This window comes from Salipaludibacillus aurantiacus, assembly GCF_900111295.1.
GTDB lineage: Bacteria > Bacillota > Bacilli > Bacillales > Salisediminibacteriaceae > Salipaludibacillus > Salipaludibacillus aurantiacus.
Map to the genome: position 1 here is coordinate 18,957 of NZ_FOGT01000013.1, position 18,344 is coordinate 37,300.

16 protein-coding genes are annotated in these 18,344 nt (G+C 41.7%); 3 read left to right on the forward strand and 13 right to left on the reverse strand.

The window, feature by feature from the left end; translation table 11 throughout:
* Positions 1–13: 13 nt before the first annotated feature.
* Together BMW59_RS14880 and BMW59_RS14885 are read left to right on the forward strand one after the other, a co-directional pair.
* Positions 14–1,789, forward strand: coding sequence for a glycoside hydrolase family 2 protein (locus tag BMW59_RS14880; protein WP_093053928.1), 1,776 nt, complete (start codon positions 14–16; stop codon positions 1,787–1,789).
* Positions 1,786–3,141: a glycoside hydrolase family 43 protein gene (locus tag BMW59_RS14885; protein ID WP_093053930.1), complete on the forward strand. Its 1,356-nt coding sequence runs from the start codon at positions 1,786–1,788 to the stop codon at positions 3,139–3,141. The genes BMW59_RS14880 and BMW59_RS14885 overlap by 4 nt, the downstream gene beginning before the upstream one ends.
* A gap of 139 nt (positions 3,142–3,280) precedes the next feature.
* Here BMW59_RS14885 and BMW59_RS14890 read toward each other — a convergent pair whose 3' ends face one another.
* The 6 genes from BMW59_RS14890 to BMW59_RS21820 form a co-directional block, all read right to left on the reverse strand.
* A complete protein-coding gene (locus BMW59_RS14890; protein WP_342740281.1) occupies positions 3,281–5,098 on the reverse strand; it encodes a glycerophosphoryl diester phosphodiesterase membrane domain-containing protein in 1,818 nt (605 codons plus the stop codon).
* Between the two features lie 246 nt (positions 5,099–5,344).
* Complete coding sequence (locus BMW59_RS14895) at positions 5,345–6,910, reverse strand: PcsB-like coiled-coil domain-containing protein (RefSeq protein ID WP_093053934.1); 1,566 nt, start codon at positions 6,908–6,910, stop codon at positions 5,345–5,347.
* A gap of 438 nt (positions 6,911–7,348) precedes the next feature.
* The gene (locus BMW59_RS14900; protein WP_093053936.1) at positions 7,349–7,507 is read right to left on the reverse strand and encodes a Fur-regulated basic protein FbpA; all 159 of its coding nucleotides are present in this window, start codon (positions 7,505–7,507) and stop codon (positions 7,349–7,351) included.
* 60 nt (positions 7,508–7,567) lie between these two features.
* The gene (locus tag BMW59_RS14905) at positions 7,568–7,981 is read right to left on the reverse strand and encodes a hypothetical protein (protein WP_093053938.1); all 414 of its coding nucleotides are present in this window, start codon (positions 7,979–7,981) and stop codon (positions 7,568–7,570) included.
* A gap of 60 nt (positions 7,982–8,041) precedes the next feature.
* Positions 8,042–8,323: a DUF2325 domain-containing protein gene (locus tag BMW59_RS14910; protein ID WP_093053940.1), complete on the reverse strand. Its 282-nt coding sequence runs from the start codon at positions 8,321–8,323 to the stop codon at positions 8,042–8,044.
* A gap of 506 nt (positions 8,324–8,829) precedes the next feature.
* A complete protein-coding gene (locus tag BMW59_RS21820) occupies positions 8,830–8,994 on the reverse strand; it encodes a hypothetical protein (protein WP_177174363.1) in 165 nt (54 codons plus the stop codon).
* Between the two features lie 209 nt (positions 8,995–9,203).
* Between BMW59_RS21820 and pdxK the strand changes: the two genes are divergently transcribed.
* Positions 9,204–10,016, forward strand: a complete 813-nt coding sequence (gene pdxK / locus BMW59_RS14915; protein WP_093053942.1) for a pyridoxine/pyridoxal/pyridoxamine kinase — start codon at positions 9,204–9,206, stop codon at positions 10,014–10,016.
* A gap of 341 nt (positions 10,017–10,357) precedes the next feature.
* On the opposite strand, the gene BMW59_RS14920 is transcribed toward pdxK, so the two are convergent.
* From BMW59_RS14920 to BMW59_RS14950, 7 genes are all read right to left on the reverse strand, one after another.
* A complete protein-coding gene (locus BMW59_RS14920) occupies positions 10,358–11,185 on the reverse strand; it encodes a carbohydrate ABC transporter permease (RefSeq protein ID WP_093053944.1) in 828 nt (275 codons plus the stop codon).
* Positions 11,186–11,206: 21 nt separating this feature from the next.
* A complete protein-coding gene (locus BMW59_RS14925; protein WP_093053946.1) occupies positions 11,207–12,106 on the reverse strand; it encodes a carbohydrate ABC transporter permease in 900 nt (299 codons plus the stop codon).
* An 85-nt stretch (positions 12,107–12,191) separates the two neighbouring features.
* Positions 12,192–13,466, reverse strand: coding sequence for an ABC transporter substrate-binding protein (locus BMW59_RS14930; protein WP_093053948.1), 1,275 nt, complete (start codon positions 13,464–13,466; stop codon positions 12,192–12,194).
* A gap of 57 nt (positions 13,467–13,523) precedes the next feature.
* Positions 13,524–15,614 carry an amylo-alpha-1,6-glucosidase gene (locus tag BMW59_RS14935; protein ID WP_093053950.1) on the reverse strand — a complete coding sequence of 697 codons (2,091 nt, stop codon included), beginning with the start codon at positions 15,612–15,614 and terminating at the stop codon, positions 13,524–13,526.
* Positions 15,615–15,731: 117 nt separating this feature from the next.
* Positions 15,732–16,748: a LacI family DNA-binding transcriptional regulator gene (locus BMW59_RS14940; protein WP_093053952.1), complete on the reverse strand. Its 1,017-nt coding sequence runs from the start codon at positions 16,746–16,748 to the stop codon at positions 15,732–15,734.
* 135 nt (positions 16,749–16,883) lie between these two features.
* Positions 16,884–17,357, reverse strand: a complete 474-nt coding sequence (locus BMW59_RS14945) for a hypothetical protein (protein ID WP_093053954.1) — start codon at positions 17,355–17,357, stop codon at positions 16,884–16,886.
* Between the two features lie 262 nt (positions 17,358–17,619).
* Positions 17,620–18,330, reverse strand: a complete 711-nt coding sequence (locus BMW59_RS14950; RefSeq protein WP_093053956.1) for a phosphatase PAP2 family protein — start codon at positions 18,328–18,330, stop codon at positions 17,620–17,622.
* Positions 18,331–18,344: the final 14 nt, after the last annotated feature.

Sequence of the window (18,344 nt, forward strand, 5' to 3'; positions counted from 1 at the left end):
AAGGGGAATTTAAATGACTGACAGAACAGAATATCCAAGACCTCAATTTTACCGGGAAACCTGGTTCCACCTTAATGGCGAATGGAACTTCACATACGACGACGATAACAGAGGGGTAAAAGACCGATGGTTTGAAGACCCTCATTTCTCGAGGAAAATCCAGGTTCCTTTTACTTATCAGACTGAGAAAAGCGGGATCAACGAGACTGATTTTCACGACTTGGTCTGGTATCACAGGCAATTCGAATTTCCTCAAAACTGGGAGGGAAAACAACAGATTCTCCACTTCGGGGCAGTTGACTACAGAACCTGGGTCTGGGTTAACGGACACTATGCAGGTTTCCATGAAGGCGGACACGTTCCTTTTCATTTTGATGTATCGGCCTATACCTCACCGGGCCTAAACGAAGTGGTTGTGAGAGTGGAAGATGAAACCTTTGATTTAACACAGCCACGAGGAAAACAGTACTGGAAAGAAAGATCAGAAGGAATATTCTATACACGGACGACAGGAATATGGCAGTCAGTATGGATGGAAGCCGTTGATTCTGCTTATATCACACGCACTGCCTTCACCCCCGACGTCGATAAGGACGAAATAGAAATTGCTTATGAGACAGCCGGTACTTGCAGCGACCACCTGCTTGAAATTAAAATATCATTCGATGGAAATCTCGTTGCTTCAGATACCATCAGACTGAATAAACCTGATGGTAAAAGAAAGATCCTACTTGGTGATTTTCACGTTCATGATCAAGGGCGTCTCTGGAGCCCCGAGCACCCGAACCTTTACGACGCAGAATTTCGCATTAAAGAAGATCAGCGCACTCTGGATAAAATATCAAGCTATTTCGGAATGAGAAAAGTTAGTATAGAAAACGGAAAAGTCATGTTAAACAACAAGCCTTATTATATGAAACTCGTACTCGATCAGGGATATTTTCCAGAAAGCCTTCTCACTCCCCCATCAGAGGAAGCAATAGTTCGTGACATTACGCTAACTAAGGAAATGGGATTTAATGGAGTTCGTAAACACCAGAAAATCGAAGATCCGAGATTTTTATACTGGGCTGATAAAAAAGGGCTTCTCGTATGGGGTGAAATGGCAAACTGCTACATGTATTCGGAAGATGCAGTTGCCCGGATGACCTCTGAATGGCAAAAAGCAATTGAGCGGGACTACAGCCATCCGTGTATTGTAGCCTGGGTTCCTATTAATGAAAGCTGGGGCGTGCCAAAACTGCTCGGAGACCCTAAGCAGCAATTCCATACTTTAGCAATGTACTATTTAACAAAATCACTTGATGAAACCCGCCTTGTCCTATCTAATGACGGCTGGGAGCATACTAAATCTGATTTATGCACCATTCATGATTATGAACCCGAAAAAGAAAAACTGTTAGAGCGCTATAAAACAGTAGATAATCTATTAAACTCACAGCCTGGCGACAGATTAATTTACGTACCTGGCTATAACTATAACGGTGAACCGGTCCAAGTTACAGAATTTGGAGGTATAGCCTATCAGAAGAGCGACTGGGAAGGCTGGGGCTATTCTGGAGCTGTTAATGATAAGGACTTTGCTGAAAGGTACGAGGCTGTCATTTCGGCTATGCTGGAATCACCGCTTGTGCAAGGCTTCTGTTATACTCAGCTTACTGACGTGGAACAGGAAATTAACGGGCTTCTCACTTACGACCGTCAGCCAAAAATCCCGCTGGAAGTCATTAAAGCAATCAACGAAGGTAAAAATCATTCACGATTTTTTACTAAGGAGGAAATAAAATGACATTTACTAACCCGGTAATTTCTGCTCCGGGCGTGGATCACGGGGATCCCGCGGTTATAAAGTATTCCGGTAAATACTATTTATATCATACCGGGCCCTTTTCAATTCCAGTCTATGAATCTGTTGACCTCGTGAATTGGGAAAAAAAAGGTACAGCGTTAGAAGCTTCCGGGAGCAACACTCATTGGGCTCAAATAGATCTTTGGGCTCCGGAAGTCTTTTATGAGAATGGTGTCTTTTATATGTATGTAACCGGGGCGAGAAAAAAGTCAGACGGCACAGCAGACGATGAAAAACGCAGTATTGGTGTAGCTAAAGCTGCCCACCCGCTTGGTCCCTTTAAACTTGCAGACGCCCCCCTTACTTCAGAATGGTCGATCGATGCCCACCCATTTCTTGATGAAGACGGGGAAATGTATATGTTTTATAACGTCCGCAATGACTATACTCTTGGGCCAGGAGAAATTATCGGTACCGGTAATGTTGTAGATAAAATGGAAGATTTGGAAACGTTAGCTGGAGAACCTTCACTTGTAGTAAAGCCGGAATTTTTAAGAGAAGGAAATAAAGAAGGAACATTTTTCTGGAACGAAGGTCCGTTTGTTTTAAAAAAAGACAATACGTATTATCAGATGTACAGTGCAGGTTTTTTTGGAGATGACACTTATGGTTTATATTATGCCACCTCTGACACCATTCATGATAAACAAGGTTATAACAGTCCTGGCTGGGTTAAATATAAAAATGGGACACCAATCCTGCAGACTAATGAACAATGCCACGGACCAGGACACCACATTATTACTAAAGCGCCCGACGGCCTAACGGATATTGCCGTCTTTCATGGTTATGTTCCCGAAGAACAAGTTCAGGAACGACGTGTCTGGCTTGGATATATGGAGTGGCAAGAAAACCATTTAAAAATGGATCCTCCTTCAAAATCTGTCAGCCTCTCCCCTCCTTTTCCTACAAAGGATTTGAGAGAGATAAATGACATTGAGAAGATTAATTCATCTTTAAAAAATATGCATGCAAAAGACTTCTATTTTGAAACAACACTAAATTTAAGAGAGAGAGTTTCCGTTCAGTTGCCAGGCGTTGAGCTGATTTTAGATAGCGCGGCCCAGATATGGAAACTTGAAAGTCAAGGGAAGCAATTTACTGGCAAGTTTAAAAGAAAGGCCGATCCAGAACCTCTCCATATGCTGCAGGCAGTTCAGTTGAATGGATGTTTAAAATGGTTTTTAAACAACCTGTTGTTATGTGAAACTGAATCCGGCTTATCAGCCGGTACGATTCAAATCTCCGGACCCGAGTATTTATATGGGACTGTATTTACTAAGATGAATTAATGAAAAGTGACGGTTTGCGTTCCTACGTAAGCCGTTTTTTATCAGAGTTAATTTTTTATTAAGTACAAAAGCGAAAAACCGAACAAAAATCATAAGATTTGTTCGGCTTCTTTATGATTACTATTCTTTTGTCCCAGCATCAATTATCATTTTCCTGCTCCTGATCAAAATCTATGCCGATTATTCGTTGCACACGGGATGGATAGTCTGTAATAATGCCATCAATGTCGTATTTTAATACCTCCCTAATGTTTCTCGGAGTGTTTACTGTCCATACCCACACTTCCCGGTCCTGGCGATGAGCAACTTCAACAAATCGTTCAGTCAGCATCGTCTGTCTGATCGCATAAAAATCCACATCGAGATTATCCAGGTCTCCTGCAGCTAAATATAAGATTTGGCCGATTGTAATATCAGGGTTCAGCTGTCGAATCTCCCTTAATGGCCTGTTTTCAAAAGCCTGAACGTAAGCTGTGTCTGTCATTTCGAATTCCTCAACCAGTTCTACAATCCCTTCAGCCATCTCGCCGCTTCTGTCCAAATCGTTTATTTTTATATCTATGATTATGTTAGCGTTAGAATCCTTCATTAATTCCAATGCTTCGCGAAGAGATGGAACAGTTTCTCCAGCGAATTCGTCCGAATAAAGCGTGCCAATATCGACCTGGGTCGCTTCTTCAAATGTCATCTCTTCGACTCTGTCAGGCACTCCGGCTACCCGTTCAAACGTCTCGTCATGATTTAAAACAAGCTCGCCATCAGCGGTTAACTTCACATCTATCTCTACTGCATCGACTCCCTGATCCAGAGCCGCTTGCATACTGCTTAACGAATTTTCAGGAGCCGCATGTAAATCTCCCCGGTGGGCAGCCACTTCTACATTCCATTTTAAATAAACAATATTATCAGCCACTGTATAATTAATGAAGAATACAGAAGTGACATAGACCATAATAACTGCTGCCAGGGTGTATTTCTTTTTTGTGAAAAATCCGGCCAGTCTGTTTTCAAATAAATTTAATTTTTTTGCAGGATGAATGGATAAATCATCCCTGGCCGGCTGACCTTGATTTTTTTTAAAATTATAAAATAATCTGGTCAGAATAATGATGTTTACCGGTATAATTAAAAGTGAAAACAGCACAGCCATAAAACTTGAAAAGGCAACCAGATAATTTTCAATAATTGTACTGAGGACGCCAAGGTCAAAAATGCCAGGCAAATAGGCTAGAAAAGTCATTACCAGAAACCCTGCCAGAAATGCAAGCAGATTAAGTAAAAGAAGGTTAAAAAGAATTTTAAGTTTATTGCTTTTAGTCATTTCCCAGCTGTTTTTCATAGCTTTCCAGACCGTTTTTTTCTCAATGAAAATAAAGTAGAGTGTAAAGATCAGTCGGATGAAAAAGAAAACCACAGTCAGGAAAGTAAGAAAATAAAGGAACATGACAAAGTTTGACGTACCGTAAAATAAGCCGGTGACAAGAATAGGCCAATTGATATCGAGTAAAGCCGGGAATACGGGCGAATCAAGAAAAGGTATGATAAGTAAAAAGACAAATATCATCTGAATGATCCCGAATCCGAATAATGCGGGCAGTTTTTTTACTGCGGTCACAAAAGCATCCGAAACGGTAATGTGCTTTTTAAAATATGTCTGTTGAGCAATCATTATCATAACGCCAAATTCCACAAATAGGATAATGACTGTCAAAAAACTTATAAGCAGAACCCCTGTCATTCCGGCGGTTGTTAATCCGAGCCGGTATACTTCAGCATTAAGGAGAGAACCTGTTCCTAAAGCTTTCAGTATTCTGTTAAATATAAAAGAAATGAGCGGCAAAAATAGCACGCTTGTTATAAGCATATATATAAGCGCAAAAGAAAGATGCCGCTTGTAGGAATGACGAAAATCACTGAGTCCTCTATTTAAGATGTCGAACATATAATCACCTGTCATCTGTTAATTAAAAGTATCTACTTAATTTAATAGTTTTCGAGTGGAAAATCAATGGATTTCCTAAATCGAAAAAGTGCCGGTTATGGCTGCTTTCTCTTTCTATACCTTGGTGATAAAATTCATAAACTTTTGCGGTATCTGACGGGATTTAGCTTACTTTTTCATTTTTTGAAGGTACCGAAGCAAAAATAAAAGAACGGGTCAGAAGCCCCGTTCTTTTTTAGTAAGTCTATGAAGTTGAGTTGCTTAATTCAATACTCTTATTTGTACTGACCGTCTTCCGAATGATAGAGCATCTGAGCGGTCAGCCATAAAAATATCAATTTTGTTTCCTCTGATTGCCCCGCCGGTATCTGCTGCTAAAAATGTACCGTAGCCTTTTACTTCGACTCGGGATCCTAGAGGAATGACGCTTGGATCAACCGCTATGACTTTGGCATTGGGATTTGCTTTTAAATCAATTCCTGTCCTCGTTACGCCTGAACAGCCTGTGCACGATGCCGTATAAGCTGTAGCAGAGAAGGTTTTCCAGGTTCCTTCTTCAGAACTTGATGAATCATCAGAACTGCTGGATCCCCGGCTGCTTAATGACCCTGAGCCGGAGCTGGAAGAATTGCTGGCATTAGAGTTTCCGGAGCCGTTTGAATTTGAAGACTGTTTTTCTTCTTTTTCAGCTTTTGCTTTGGCTTCTTCCTCAGCTTTCGCCTGAGCTTCTTCTTCCGCTTGGCGGGCTTGTTTTTCGGCTTTCGCCTGAGCTTCTTCCTCGGCTTGACGAGCTTGTTTTTCAGCTTTCGCCTCTGCGTCGTCTTCAGCCTTGCGGGCGGCTTCTTTTTCGGCTTTTGCCTGAGCCTCTGATTCATCCTGTTGTGCAGCTTCTTCTTCGGCTTTTGCCTGGGCCTCTGCTTCAGCTTGGCGTGTGGCTTCTTCTTCGGCTTTTGCCTGGGCCTCTTCTTTAGCCTTGCGGGCGGCTTCTTCTTCCGCTTTTGCCTGGGCCTCTTCTTTAGCCTTGCGGGCGGCTTCTTCTTCCGCTTTACGAGCTTCTTCCTGACGACGGATTTCTTCTCTGATCCGCTCAAGAATGTCAGCTTCCTGAGCAGCAAGGTCCTGATCTTCATCTATCAACTGATCGATCAGCTTTTTCTGCTCAGCTTCATTTTCCTTAACGCTATCTCTTAACTGGCTGGTTTCTTTGCGCTGTTGATCAAGGTCAGAATGCAATTCTTCAAGCTCTGCCGCCTGGGTATCAAGCTTTATAAGTACATTTTCATGTTCACCTTGCGACTTTTCCAGCTCCCGTTGGTTAATTTCAAGCTGTTCGATAAAATCACTGTCAGCTTTAGCAATTTGAGTAATCGTAAATAACCGGCTTATAAAGTCACCAAAGTTTTCAGATCCTAAAATAACTTCAATATAAGAAGCACTTCCGCTTCCATTCTTCTGGTAAGAGCTTGCCCGGTCCTTTAATAACTCGAAACGGTGATCGATATCGCTTTGGAGCCGCTCAATATTGGTCTCCAATTCCTCAATCTTTGCCTCGTTTTCACCTATTTCTTCTTCTGTCCTAACGAGCCGCTCTTCATTTTCACCGATTACCTCATTAAGCTCCAGAAGTTGACCCGTCAGCGTTTCCAGCTCCTGTACTAAGTCAACAAGCGCGGTTTCCGCATCTGAAAGTTCAGACTGGATTTCCTCGCGTTCCTGCTGAATCTGCTCCTGTTCATTCTCAAGCGCTTCATTAGCAAAGACACCTCCGGCCAGTAACATATGGCCCATACCGGTGAACATCGCCAGTGTTATAAACTTTTTAAGCACCCCGAGCCCCCCTAAAGAGTAGTAATATTCAGTTTTAGATGCTGCATTTAATCTATGTCTATTGTCTTACACATTCCAAACAATACCAGACTCTCATGACAGGTTTGTAATAGAAATATTATATTTGTGTTTCAAACCTAGTAATTTTACAGATTTACGACATTTCCCTGAAATAAAGTAACTTCCATTTAATGGGGGGTCTGACCCCTTTGTGAATTTAGTTGTAAGTTTTTCGTCTGAGTTGGGAGTTTGTAAGTCTTTTGAAATGAGAGGAATTAAAAGGGTCCTTGGGAAGCACGCCTTATTAGAGAGTAAAGAAGGTTACACACATAAGGAGAAAACATGAAAAGGAGAAAGCAGAGGGTCATCTGAATGCATTATAAAAGGGACCCCTTAGTCTATCTTTCAAGGTCCCCTTAGAGCCGCTTATGCTATCGGTTATTCATGAAGGCTGTTGTGATACTCATGAGCCAGTTCAAATATGGTCAGCTCGTACAATTGGCGGCCGTCTGACGATTTATAGCACCCTGATTTAATAAGGTGCTGGATGATGTCTTCTTTAGAGTCACCATTATGATCTTGCTCATATTCTTTCATTCCACTTTCCTCCTTTGGAATAAAGAATTTTAGACTTCTCCCGGCTGAAGACAGCCAAAGTTAAACAAACGAAAAAAATTCTTTTTTTACTGCATATTTTTCTAATTCAGTTTTCAATATAAGATAATCAGTCAATTTTTTGGTATAGGCATTGAAACAGACCTTGTTTCTTTCGTCGAGTGCCAGATCCAGCTTGTATTTCAAGTAATTGATATGTAACTCAATATCAAGCATAGTCACCAGTTTTTTGTCATTTAAATAATTGACTAACTCTTCATGGGCAATAAAGCCGCAATTTTTCCCGTTCACCTCTACCATAAAAAACCATCCGGCACCTTTAAAAAGTTTGCAGTCATTTGTCACTTCTATGACATCTCCTGCCTTTATATGCAGAGAGGCTGATGGTGTTCCTTTTCTGCCTAAACAACGAACAGGGTGAGAAAACTTTCGCAGAGAAATATAGTAGCCGACCATATTCTTCCTCCTTCTCAAGAAAAAATACATTAGTGATTGAAAAACTCACACCTATTAGCGCTAAACTGCTTTCTCAAGTACCTTATATATGGAACACCACGATCGTTTTGCATAAAAGACAGGGATAGAGCGGCTCTTCGCTTTATCTTTTATGACCTTTGCGAGATTATGATTGACGAAATCCGTTAAAACAAGAATACAGTTGATATTTTCAGGGATTTCTTTCTTTACCATTTGCACTTTTCTCCCATTAATATGCATGATTTCGTTAAATCCCATAGTTGATAATTTATTTGGAATCTCGCCTAAGTAATCTGCTCCGACAACAAGTAATGAACGCATAAGATTCGCCTCCTGATGAGTTTAGGGTATTATGTTAGTTGAGAATGATTATCATTATCTTTAATGTTATTTTAATTGAAAATGATTCTCAATGCAACACCTATTTTCTCACTGGAAGTAACTGGGGGGTCTGACCCCTTTAATTGGTCTGTACTCATTTATGTGGCGTCAGATTAGCAAATTAGAATTTTATTTATTATTTTGGCCAGCTGCAATGGATGACGGGTCTTGTTGAAATTTCTCAATGCCCTCTCTTTTAATACACTATTTTTTGTTTTCTCAAACCAATAATTTGGAATTAATGATGAACATGTGTTTATAGGAAGCACATTGAAGCTGGGAGTAAAATAATTATGCCTCCTGGTTTTAGAACATCAGTCTTATGGTTTCTCAGGGGAGTAAATTATTTAATACTTGGCCACTACCCTTAGGTTTCAAACCTAGTGATCTCACAAATCTAATGAATTATAACTCTGTATTATGTAAAAAACACCCTGTCAGGGTGTTCAAAAAGCTAATAAAAACGAAAGAGATATAAGGACAACAGAGATATAGAAAAGAATTTCAAACCAGGGTTTCCTTGAACTGTTCATTAAATTAACCGCTCTGTATCCACATCTTGCAATAATGATTACCCAGGCAATCTGGATGAGCAAATCAGGAAATACCATCCCATCCCCCCCCTCTTATTATATTTAAATCAATATGTATAAATTTATGCGACCCCACACTAGTCCTAGTATCAAAATTATTTCCAGTAAATGGGGGGTCTGACCCCATTTCACAAATCCCCCTTACATTTGACAGGTTTCCCGTTATAATGGGTACATGTAAGACATGCCGGTTGGAACCCGGGATGGAATTTGTAAGGAGGATGGTTATGTCAATTCAGAAAGTATTAACGATTGCCGGCTCTGACAGCAGCGGCGGTGCCGGTATTCAGGCAGATTTAAAAACTTTTCAGGAACTGGGCGTATACGGGATGACAGCGCTCACGACGATAGTTACAATGGATCCTGAAAATAACTGGTCTCACGGTGTGTTCCCTCAGGAAACGGAAACCGTGCGGCAGCAATTAAAAACAATTGTCGACGGAGTCGGCGTTTCTGCGATGAAAACCGGCATGCTCGGTTCAGTAGAAATCGTGGAACTGGCGGCTGAGAAAATTGAAAAATACAACATTTCAAATGTAGTTATTGATCCTGTCATGGTATGTAAAGGAGAAGACGAGGTTCTTCACCCGGAAACAACAGAAAGTATGAAGAATCTGCTCGTTCCTAAAGCGACGGTAGTCACTCCTAATTTATTTGAAGCATGGCAGTTGAGCGGCGTTGGACCTATTAAAACGGTTAACCAAATGAAAGAAGCGGCACAACAAATCCATGAATTAGGCGCCCAATATGTTTTAATTAAAGGCGGAAGTAAGCTTGACCACGAAAAAGCGGTCGATCTTCTTTACGATGGCAATGATTTTGAACTGCTTGAATCAGACCGCATTGATACTCCTTATGTTCACGGAGCAGGCTGTACGTACTCAGCTGCAATTACCGCTGAACTAGCGAAAGGACGCAGCGTAAAAGAAGCTGTCCAGACAGCGAAAGAATTTATCACTGAGGCTATCCGCGGTTCGTTTAAGCTGAACGAATTTATCGGTCCGACCCACCATGGCGCTTACCGGAACCATTCATTATAATAGAAAACCGGCAAGACATTAAACTCTCCACCCTGTTGCGGCTCCTTGCTGCGGCAGGTTTTTTATGGCTTCCCTTCCCCCCATCGTTTCCGTCCATAAAAATAGTATCTAGCTGTTTTATGAGCGTAGCGCCCAACCTTATCATCAGGAATCCCTAAACCATCTTCCCCTCCTTCAAAAGCAAGAGGAAGGCTTTGAAATTTTCTATTTACCTTTCAAAAAATAACTTTTTTAAAATCACATAAAAAATCCCCGCTGCCTTAACTGTCAGCGGAGATTCACCCTTCTTACTATTCTTCTAATCCAAGCGGGCGATCAGCTCTTATATTTTACTAACTCCTTTATTTATCCCCTCTGAAAGACAATCCCTTTAAGAAGAACTGGTTAAAGAAAATGTAGAGAAGCAATACGGGCAGCGTAAATACCATGGAGGCCGCCATAATATAGTTCCAGTAGGTGGCGTAATCTGACTGGAAAGCGTTCAGGCCGACTGGCAGGGTATACATGGAAGCGTCCGTCATAATAATGAGCGGAGCCATGAAGTTGTTCCAGAACGCCATAAAGACAAATATAGCCTGGGCGCCTAAAGCCGGTTTTGCCATCGGCATAACAATTCGGAAGAATGTACCGATCCTGCCAAGGCCGTCAATCGCCGCCGCCTCTTCCACTTCTTTTGGAAAGTTCACAAAAAACTGTCTCATCATAAAGATAAACGTGGCGTTAATCATGCCAGGTACAATCAATCCCTGATAACTGTTAAGCCACCCCAGTTCTCTTAAAATTAAAAAGTTAGGTATCATCGTGACTTGCATAGGGATCATGAGAACGGCCAGTACAATGATAAACCAGACTGTCCGTCCTGGGAAACTGATCCGGGCCAGGGCGTACCCGGCCATAGAGTTGAAAACCAGGTTAAGAGCCGTACCGATGACTGCTACTATGACACTGTTTAACAGCCAGCGGGGAAATAACCCCTGCTCTGTAAATATCGTAATATAATTATCAACCGTAAATGTTTCAGGAATAAAGTTCAGCCCGCCTGATAAAATTTCATTCAGCGGTTTAAATGAAGCTGATAATGCCCATATGAATGGAATTACTGTGATAACTGCATAAATGGTTAAAAATATAAAAAGAAATGCTTTTCCTACATTTATTTTTTTCCTCATCCCATGCTCCTCCTTTCAATGTTAGTAAACTTGTTCATCTTTTTGAAGTTTACGCTGTATTAAGGTGGCCGTCAGAATAATCAGGGCTAATGCAACAGCTAATGCAGCCGCATATCCCATTTGATTATTAGAGAAGGCATATTGATAGATAAGGAGAACGACTGTTAATGTCGAGTTGTTTGGTCCTCCGGAGCCGCCCGAGAACATATATGACTGGTCAAACAGTTGGAAAGTTCCAATGATCCCCATAATTACTGCAAAGGCTGTAACCGGCCGAAGCAAAGGCACAGTCACATGCCAGAATTTCTGAATACCGCTCGCGCCATCCAGTTCTGCTGCTTCATAGAGCGAGTCAGGAATATCCTGTAATGCTGCAAGGTATATGACCATAAAGAAAGGAGCGGTCGCCCAGATATTCATAATCATTATTGAAATAAGCGCCACACTTGGATCGTTTACCCAGTTATAAGTCGGGAGACCGACACCGCTTAACAGCGTATTAATCAGGCCATCCGGACGGTACATCCACATAAAGATCATAACCAAAACAGCAGACGAGGTTAAGGTAGGTAAAAAGTATATGACTCTGAACCACTTCTCTCCCTTCATTCCTGCATTTAATGATGAAGCAAGAACCAAGGCAAGGATCGTCTGGACGGGTACAACTATTCCGACGTAAAAGGCTGTATTTTTTAATGCAATTAAAGCCCGTTCATCATTTGCCATCCGCGTAAAATTATCAAACCAGACAAAATCAAAACTGACGTCACCCAGCAAATTCACTCTGTTAAAAGCAAGAAATAAAGCAAAAAGAATCGGTCCGATCAGAAAAACGACAATAGTAAGTATGGCAGGGGACATAAATAGATATCCTTGACCTGTTTCTCTTAACTGGCTTTTAGAAAGCTTCCATTTAGCCATGTTGTATAACCCCTTTCTTATCCGTTAAAGAAATATGTAAGGGAGTGTCCCAAAAGGTTTATTCTTTTGGGACAGCCCGCAGTGATTAATTATCTATTTCGTTATTTGCGACGCGTTCAGCTTCTTCCATTGCTTCTTCCAGTTCCTGATCGCCCAGGAAGGCACTTACAAACTGGTTTTCAAAGTTTGAATTAATAATCGGCAAGTTCGTGTCATCTGCCCAGACTGTCGCATAGCTTGTTCCTTCAATAAAAGGCTCATAAATCGCTTCATCTGTGTATTCAAGACTTTCTGCAACTGATTGACGTGAAGGAAGCGCTAATCCGCTTGAAGTCCAGATTTCCATTCCTTCTTTTCCGGTTAAGAACTCAATGAGCTGCCATGCTTCTTCTTTTTGTTCGGATGCCTCGTTCATAGAATAAGACACTGTGTAAGCCATAGTTCCTTTGTTATCATTAATGGTCGGCACTTCAACCACTCCGTAATTTACATCCGGGAAAGCATCTTCCATAAATTCAATCATCCAGTTCCCTTCAATAATCATTGAAGCTCTTTCGGTGCCAAACATGTCTCCTCCCCACTCAGCACCCACATCTGCCGGAGACGCAGCAATTTCTTTTTCATTTTTCATATCGACAATCGGCTGCAGGGCGTCAATCACATTCGGGTCCGTGAAGTTAGCCTGGTTATCAACGGTTACTTCCCCGCCTTGTGACTCTGCAATAAAATACAGTCTGGCTAAATCCGTAACAATTCCAAGGCCGTACCGGTTATCTACAGTTAACGTCTTAGCCATTTCTTCCATCTCTTCCCACGTTTCCGGAGGAGTGTCTATGCCTGCTTCTTCAAAATGATCTTTATTATAAAATAAAGCTAACGTCGACGTGTCTTTTGGAAGCCCCCATAACTGGCCATCTCTCCTGAAAGCCTCTATCAGCGGCTCTTCAAAGTCATCTACATCAAATTCTTCGGTGACATAACTGTCAAGCGGTTCTAAAACACCCGCTTCTATTAATCTCGGGGCTTCAAACGCATCTAAAAAGAAGACATCTGCCGCTTCCCCGCCGATTAATCTCGTCTGTAAAACGTCCATATACTGGTCTGCGATAGTATCCATTTGCACATTAATGTGTGGGTATTCTTCTTCAAACGCTTCGATTGTTTCTTCGAGATAGCGCTGTTCAGTAGGAGACGACTGCCAGCCTGTTAACCTCACAGTCACCTCTTCCTCTCCGTCTCCATCTCCGTTTACTCCACCGTCCACAGCATTATTTCCGTCATCTCCGCAGGCTGTTAACACCGCTCCTGCCAAAAATACTGAAGTTAACCCTATCGATTTTAACCACATTGCTCTTTTCATATTTTGAAACCCCTTTCATTTTTTATTGGCAAGGGCAGAATCTGCCCTTTACAACCCTTACCTGCTAACAACTTTAAAGCCCGTCGTATTTTCGATAATGTCTATCTCATGGGTGTCATCAGCTTTCTTAACGAGGAGACTTAAGACCCCGTTACCTATTTTCATATTTTCTACTTTTAAATCATTCACTCCGTCGGGTAAATATGGATTAATCCTTACTGTTTGTTTCATAGCATCAGGGAACAAACCTAACATTGATTGGACAAACAGCAGCGGGGTTCCGGCTGCCCATGCCTGCGGCGAACAGGCAACAGGATATTTTACGGCTTTCCCGTTTGCTTCATATCCGCAGAACAGTTCAGGTAACCGGTCGTACTCAAAAGAGTCTGCCGAACGGATTAAGCCTTCCATCGCTTTAGCTGCCTGCTTCCGGTTATTCGTTTTGCTCATTCCTAAAATAATGTAGCTGTTATCATGCGGCCAGACTGTGCCGTTGTGGTAACTCATCGGGTTATATCCTGCTTCTCCGGTGCCCATCGTACGGATGCCGTAGCCGGTATACATTTTATCTGATACAAGCATGTCACTAACGGACTTCGCTTTTGCTTCATCAAGCATGCCGGAAAATAACACATGTCCCGGGTTAGACGTCACCGTACCAACCTGATTTTTCTCTTTGTCTAAAGCAAGGGCGTAAAACTGCTGGTCCTCCATCCAGAATGAGGTCTCAAACCGTTCTTTTAAATCAGCTGCCTCACGCAATAATTTATCTGCTTTTTCATTAAAGCCTAACTGTTTATAGATGTCAGCCATACTTTCCTTTGCGTGGTACACATACCCTTGGACTTCCGATAATGCAATCGGTGTTTCGGCATAATCTCCGTTCCGGTGAACAATTGAATCGCCGGAATCTTTCCATCCCTGGTTAGCAATTCCTTTTGACGACTCCTGGTGATATTCAACAAACCCGTCACCGTCCCGGTCTCCATAGTGGTCAATCCAATTCAATGCTTCTCCGGCATTTACTTCTAACTCGTGGAAAAGCTCAAAATCTCCTGTCCATTTGATATACTCGCTTAACAATACTAAAAATAAAGGAGTGGCATCGATGGTTCCGTAATAAGGTGTGAACGGAATCTGGCCGGTGTTTGCCAGTTCTCCAAATCTGATTTCGTGCATAATCTTACCCGGCTCTTCGTCTCTCCAGCTGTCTTTCTTCGTCCCTTGCTGACTGGCCATTGTACGTAACGTTCCTTTGGCCACCTCCGGGTTGAATGGGAGCATCTGGAGCGCTGCAATCAGGCTGTCCCGTCCGAATGGCACTCCGAACCATGGCAACCCGGCTACCGGAAACTTTCCATGTCCCAGGTCAGTCAGTAAAACTCTCAAATCAGACAGGCCCCGGTCAATTAATCTCTGGAGCTGAGAATGGTTTGTCGACACCTTGGCAGATGATTCCTCCCACTCTTTATACGAATCTTTTAATCTTTGAAAGGCTTCTTTATAATCCAGTTGTTCCGGAGTGTCACCGTCTACTTCGGGGACCATAGTCAGCGACACTGTTTTTTCTTCGCCGTGATCTAATGTAAAAGAGAAATGGACATCGCCCTTCTCGGTGATCCGGTCAGGCACCGCGTCCCATTTGACATCAAGTTTACGTGTCACCTCATCGGCACCTAAATACTGAATGGCTAATCCAGTATCGTTTATAACCGTTTCGAGCTTCTTGCCTACTTTTCCGCTCTGGAAACCCCTTACGAGGAACATATCTTTAAAATCCGCATCTAAGTGAAGGCTGATTTCAAAACTCGTTTGTTTCGGGTTGTAATTCTTTACTCTCAGAGATTCATAAAGTGCGCCTCCATATATAAACCTCTTTCTTTTCAATTCCACCGATTCGCGCCACAGCTTGACATCTCCCTCTTCTTCCATGTGCGGGTTAGTCAGAAGCATCTCAGCATAATAAGTTTTATCCGCTTCAGATGACAAAAGAATGGGATCTTCACCGTTTATTTTCAAATCAAATTTACTTAAAAACCGCGTGTCTTTCGTATACAAACCCGGACCGTAAGGATGGTCTTCAGGAATATTGCCATTTTCATCAGTTAATAAGAACAAATCGTTCTCTTTTATTACTCTGTAATCCATTTCAAAACCTCCAACTGGGACAATTTATAGATCTTTTCATATCATCCGAAACGTTTTGGGGAATATGTAAAAAATACGCCCGAAACGTTTCGGGATAAAGGATAAGAAACGTACTCCTTATTTTGGAGGAGCAGTTGTTTCCCTTAAAAGCAGTTGGTTATCAAGCACTGCTTTCTTATGAGGTGATTTTTTTCCGGTTAACATGGAAGTTAACAGTTTGGCTGCTTCATAGCCCATTTGGTACTTATCCTGCCCGATTGTTGTTAAAGGCGGGCTCGTATATTGGGACAAAACGATATCATCAAACCCAACAATGGATAAATCCTCAGGAATATTAAGTTCCAAACGCCGTGCAGCTCTCATGACGCCAAGTGCCATTAAATCACTGGCACAAAAAACAGCAGTCACTTGTCTGTTTGTTTTAAGAAAATTATAAGCAGCACTTTCGGCTTTTGATTCGAGAAACCCGCCGTTCAGCACATAATCTTCTTTTACAGGAAGCTCAGCCTCCTGCAGTTCTTTCATATAGCCTTTCAGCCTTTTTTGGCTGACTTCTGCTTTATCATGGCCGTTAACCATGGCAATATGCCTGTGGCCAAGGTTGATTAAATGTTTAACAGCCATTTGAGCTCCAAACACGTTATCAGTAGTTACAAACCCGACATTATCTCCCTCAAGTTCAACGTCTACAAAAACACAAGGGATATTACTGTCAATAACTTCTTTAATGTAAGGATCATCTTTCTTGATCCCCTGCATAATAACTCCTTCTACCTGTCTTTCCCGGCAGAGCTGCGTATAGCTCTTCTGTTTCTGTTTGACAGTATTAGTACTGAATAAAATCAAATCATAACCTACGTCTGAAGCTGCATCATTAATTCCGCACATCACTTCATACGTAAACATGTCCTTTGCACCTGACCGATTTAATTCGGAAACTAGAAGACCGATCGTCCGGGACTTATTCATGACCAGGCTTCTCGCTACAGCGTTAGGGCTGTAATTCAGCTTTTTCGCTGTCTCTTCAATATGTTTCCTTGTCTTTTCGTTGACATCCCCATAACCATTTAGAGCGCGCGAGACGGTTGTGACAGAAACTCCTGCGGCTTTAGCAATGTCTTTAATAGTCGCCATGGTCCACCTCCCAAAACGTTTCGGATCATTTGACACCTTTACTATACCTCATTATGAAAAGGGTTGCAAGACCGGTTTTAAAATAATTTGATTTCTGTAAATTCCTTTAGCGCTTTTACCAGTCTTATTAAGCTTTTAAAAATCCAGATTCATTTGCTCCACTTCCGCCTCAATATCATAATGATCCGCATATATTTTATCTGCGATGAGATTTAGCAGACGGCCTGTTTGATTTAAATGGGCAGCTTCTTTGGCGGTTAAGTCCCCGGCGTCTTTTTCATCAAGCCTGTTTCTAAGATTAGAGAAAAAAATATCCAATTTTCTAAACTGATTCTGATTTTCTCTACCTGCCCGATTCTCTAACACTTCCATTAACTTAAGTTCATCAATTAACCGGACATGGGCTCTCAGGCTGTTTAATGACCCGCCTTCATTCATACGAGTCATGGAACCTGCTGCAAAACCTACGACTTGTCCTATCTCCTGGTTGCTTTGCCCTTCGTCCGCCTCATCATCTGTCATATTTGTATATATGCTCGCCGCCAAAAAGATCGTAAAAATGATTAAAGCGCCAATTATTCCGTATCTTTTAATCAATTTTGGACTCATTTATAAACTCCCTATTATCAATCATGCTAGTATTATAAGCTTGTTTCATCAATGGGCTTTTTCAAAGCAAAAAAATCAGAGATACTTAACTTTTTCATAGATAAATTAGTAAGTTGTCCAGACTTGCCACATAGAACGTCCAAAAAATGGACAGTGAACGATACGACTTAAATCATTTGTTTACTCATAAATGATGCTCCTACTAGCTTCCAGTCTTTGATCACCTGTATCTTTCCTCTATCTTACAGTTTCGAACACCCGTTTAACAGTTTAGACTTTTACAGGCAGATTGTCTCCGTCTTTTTTGCCTTAATGTCATTTCGAGTGCTGTGACACAGACCATTAACCAGACAAACCCTAACGCAAGCCCGGCTAAAATATCTGAAAAGTAGTGAACGTTTACAAACAAACGGCTCAGAGCAATTAGGCTTATCAAAAGACTAAGAAAAATGTTGATGAACCATTTCATTTTTCTGTCAATTTCACTGACACTCACCAGATAAATTAGAAAGCCATAAAAAGTAATAGCTCCGGATGCGTGGCCGCTGGGAAAGCTGTATCCTGTACCATCAAATGATGCTATTACTTCGGGCCGCTCTCTTGCAAAGAATAATTTGGCCCCTGTCGTCAGCACACTGACGCCTATCATAGCAATTATAAAATAAAACACTGTCCACCTGCTGAGTTTTGAAAAAAAGAATATATAAATGACGACCAAAATTGACGCTGTGCCGAGCCACCATATGGAACCGGCTTCAGTCAAATATCCCATCGTTAGTAGTAACTCTGGTGAACTAAAAGGCGCAATAATATTGCTGAACGCTGAATCGAGAGCTATATTTTCTTCTGCTGAAATTTTTCCTGCCAACGAAAGAAAGACATAAAAAGCGAGACCAGTACTGAAAAAGCCAGCAGTAATAAGAATAAGTGAGGCCTTAGATGGTCTTCCCGCTTCTGTTCCTCTAAAAAGCAAAAAAATCCCTCCTT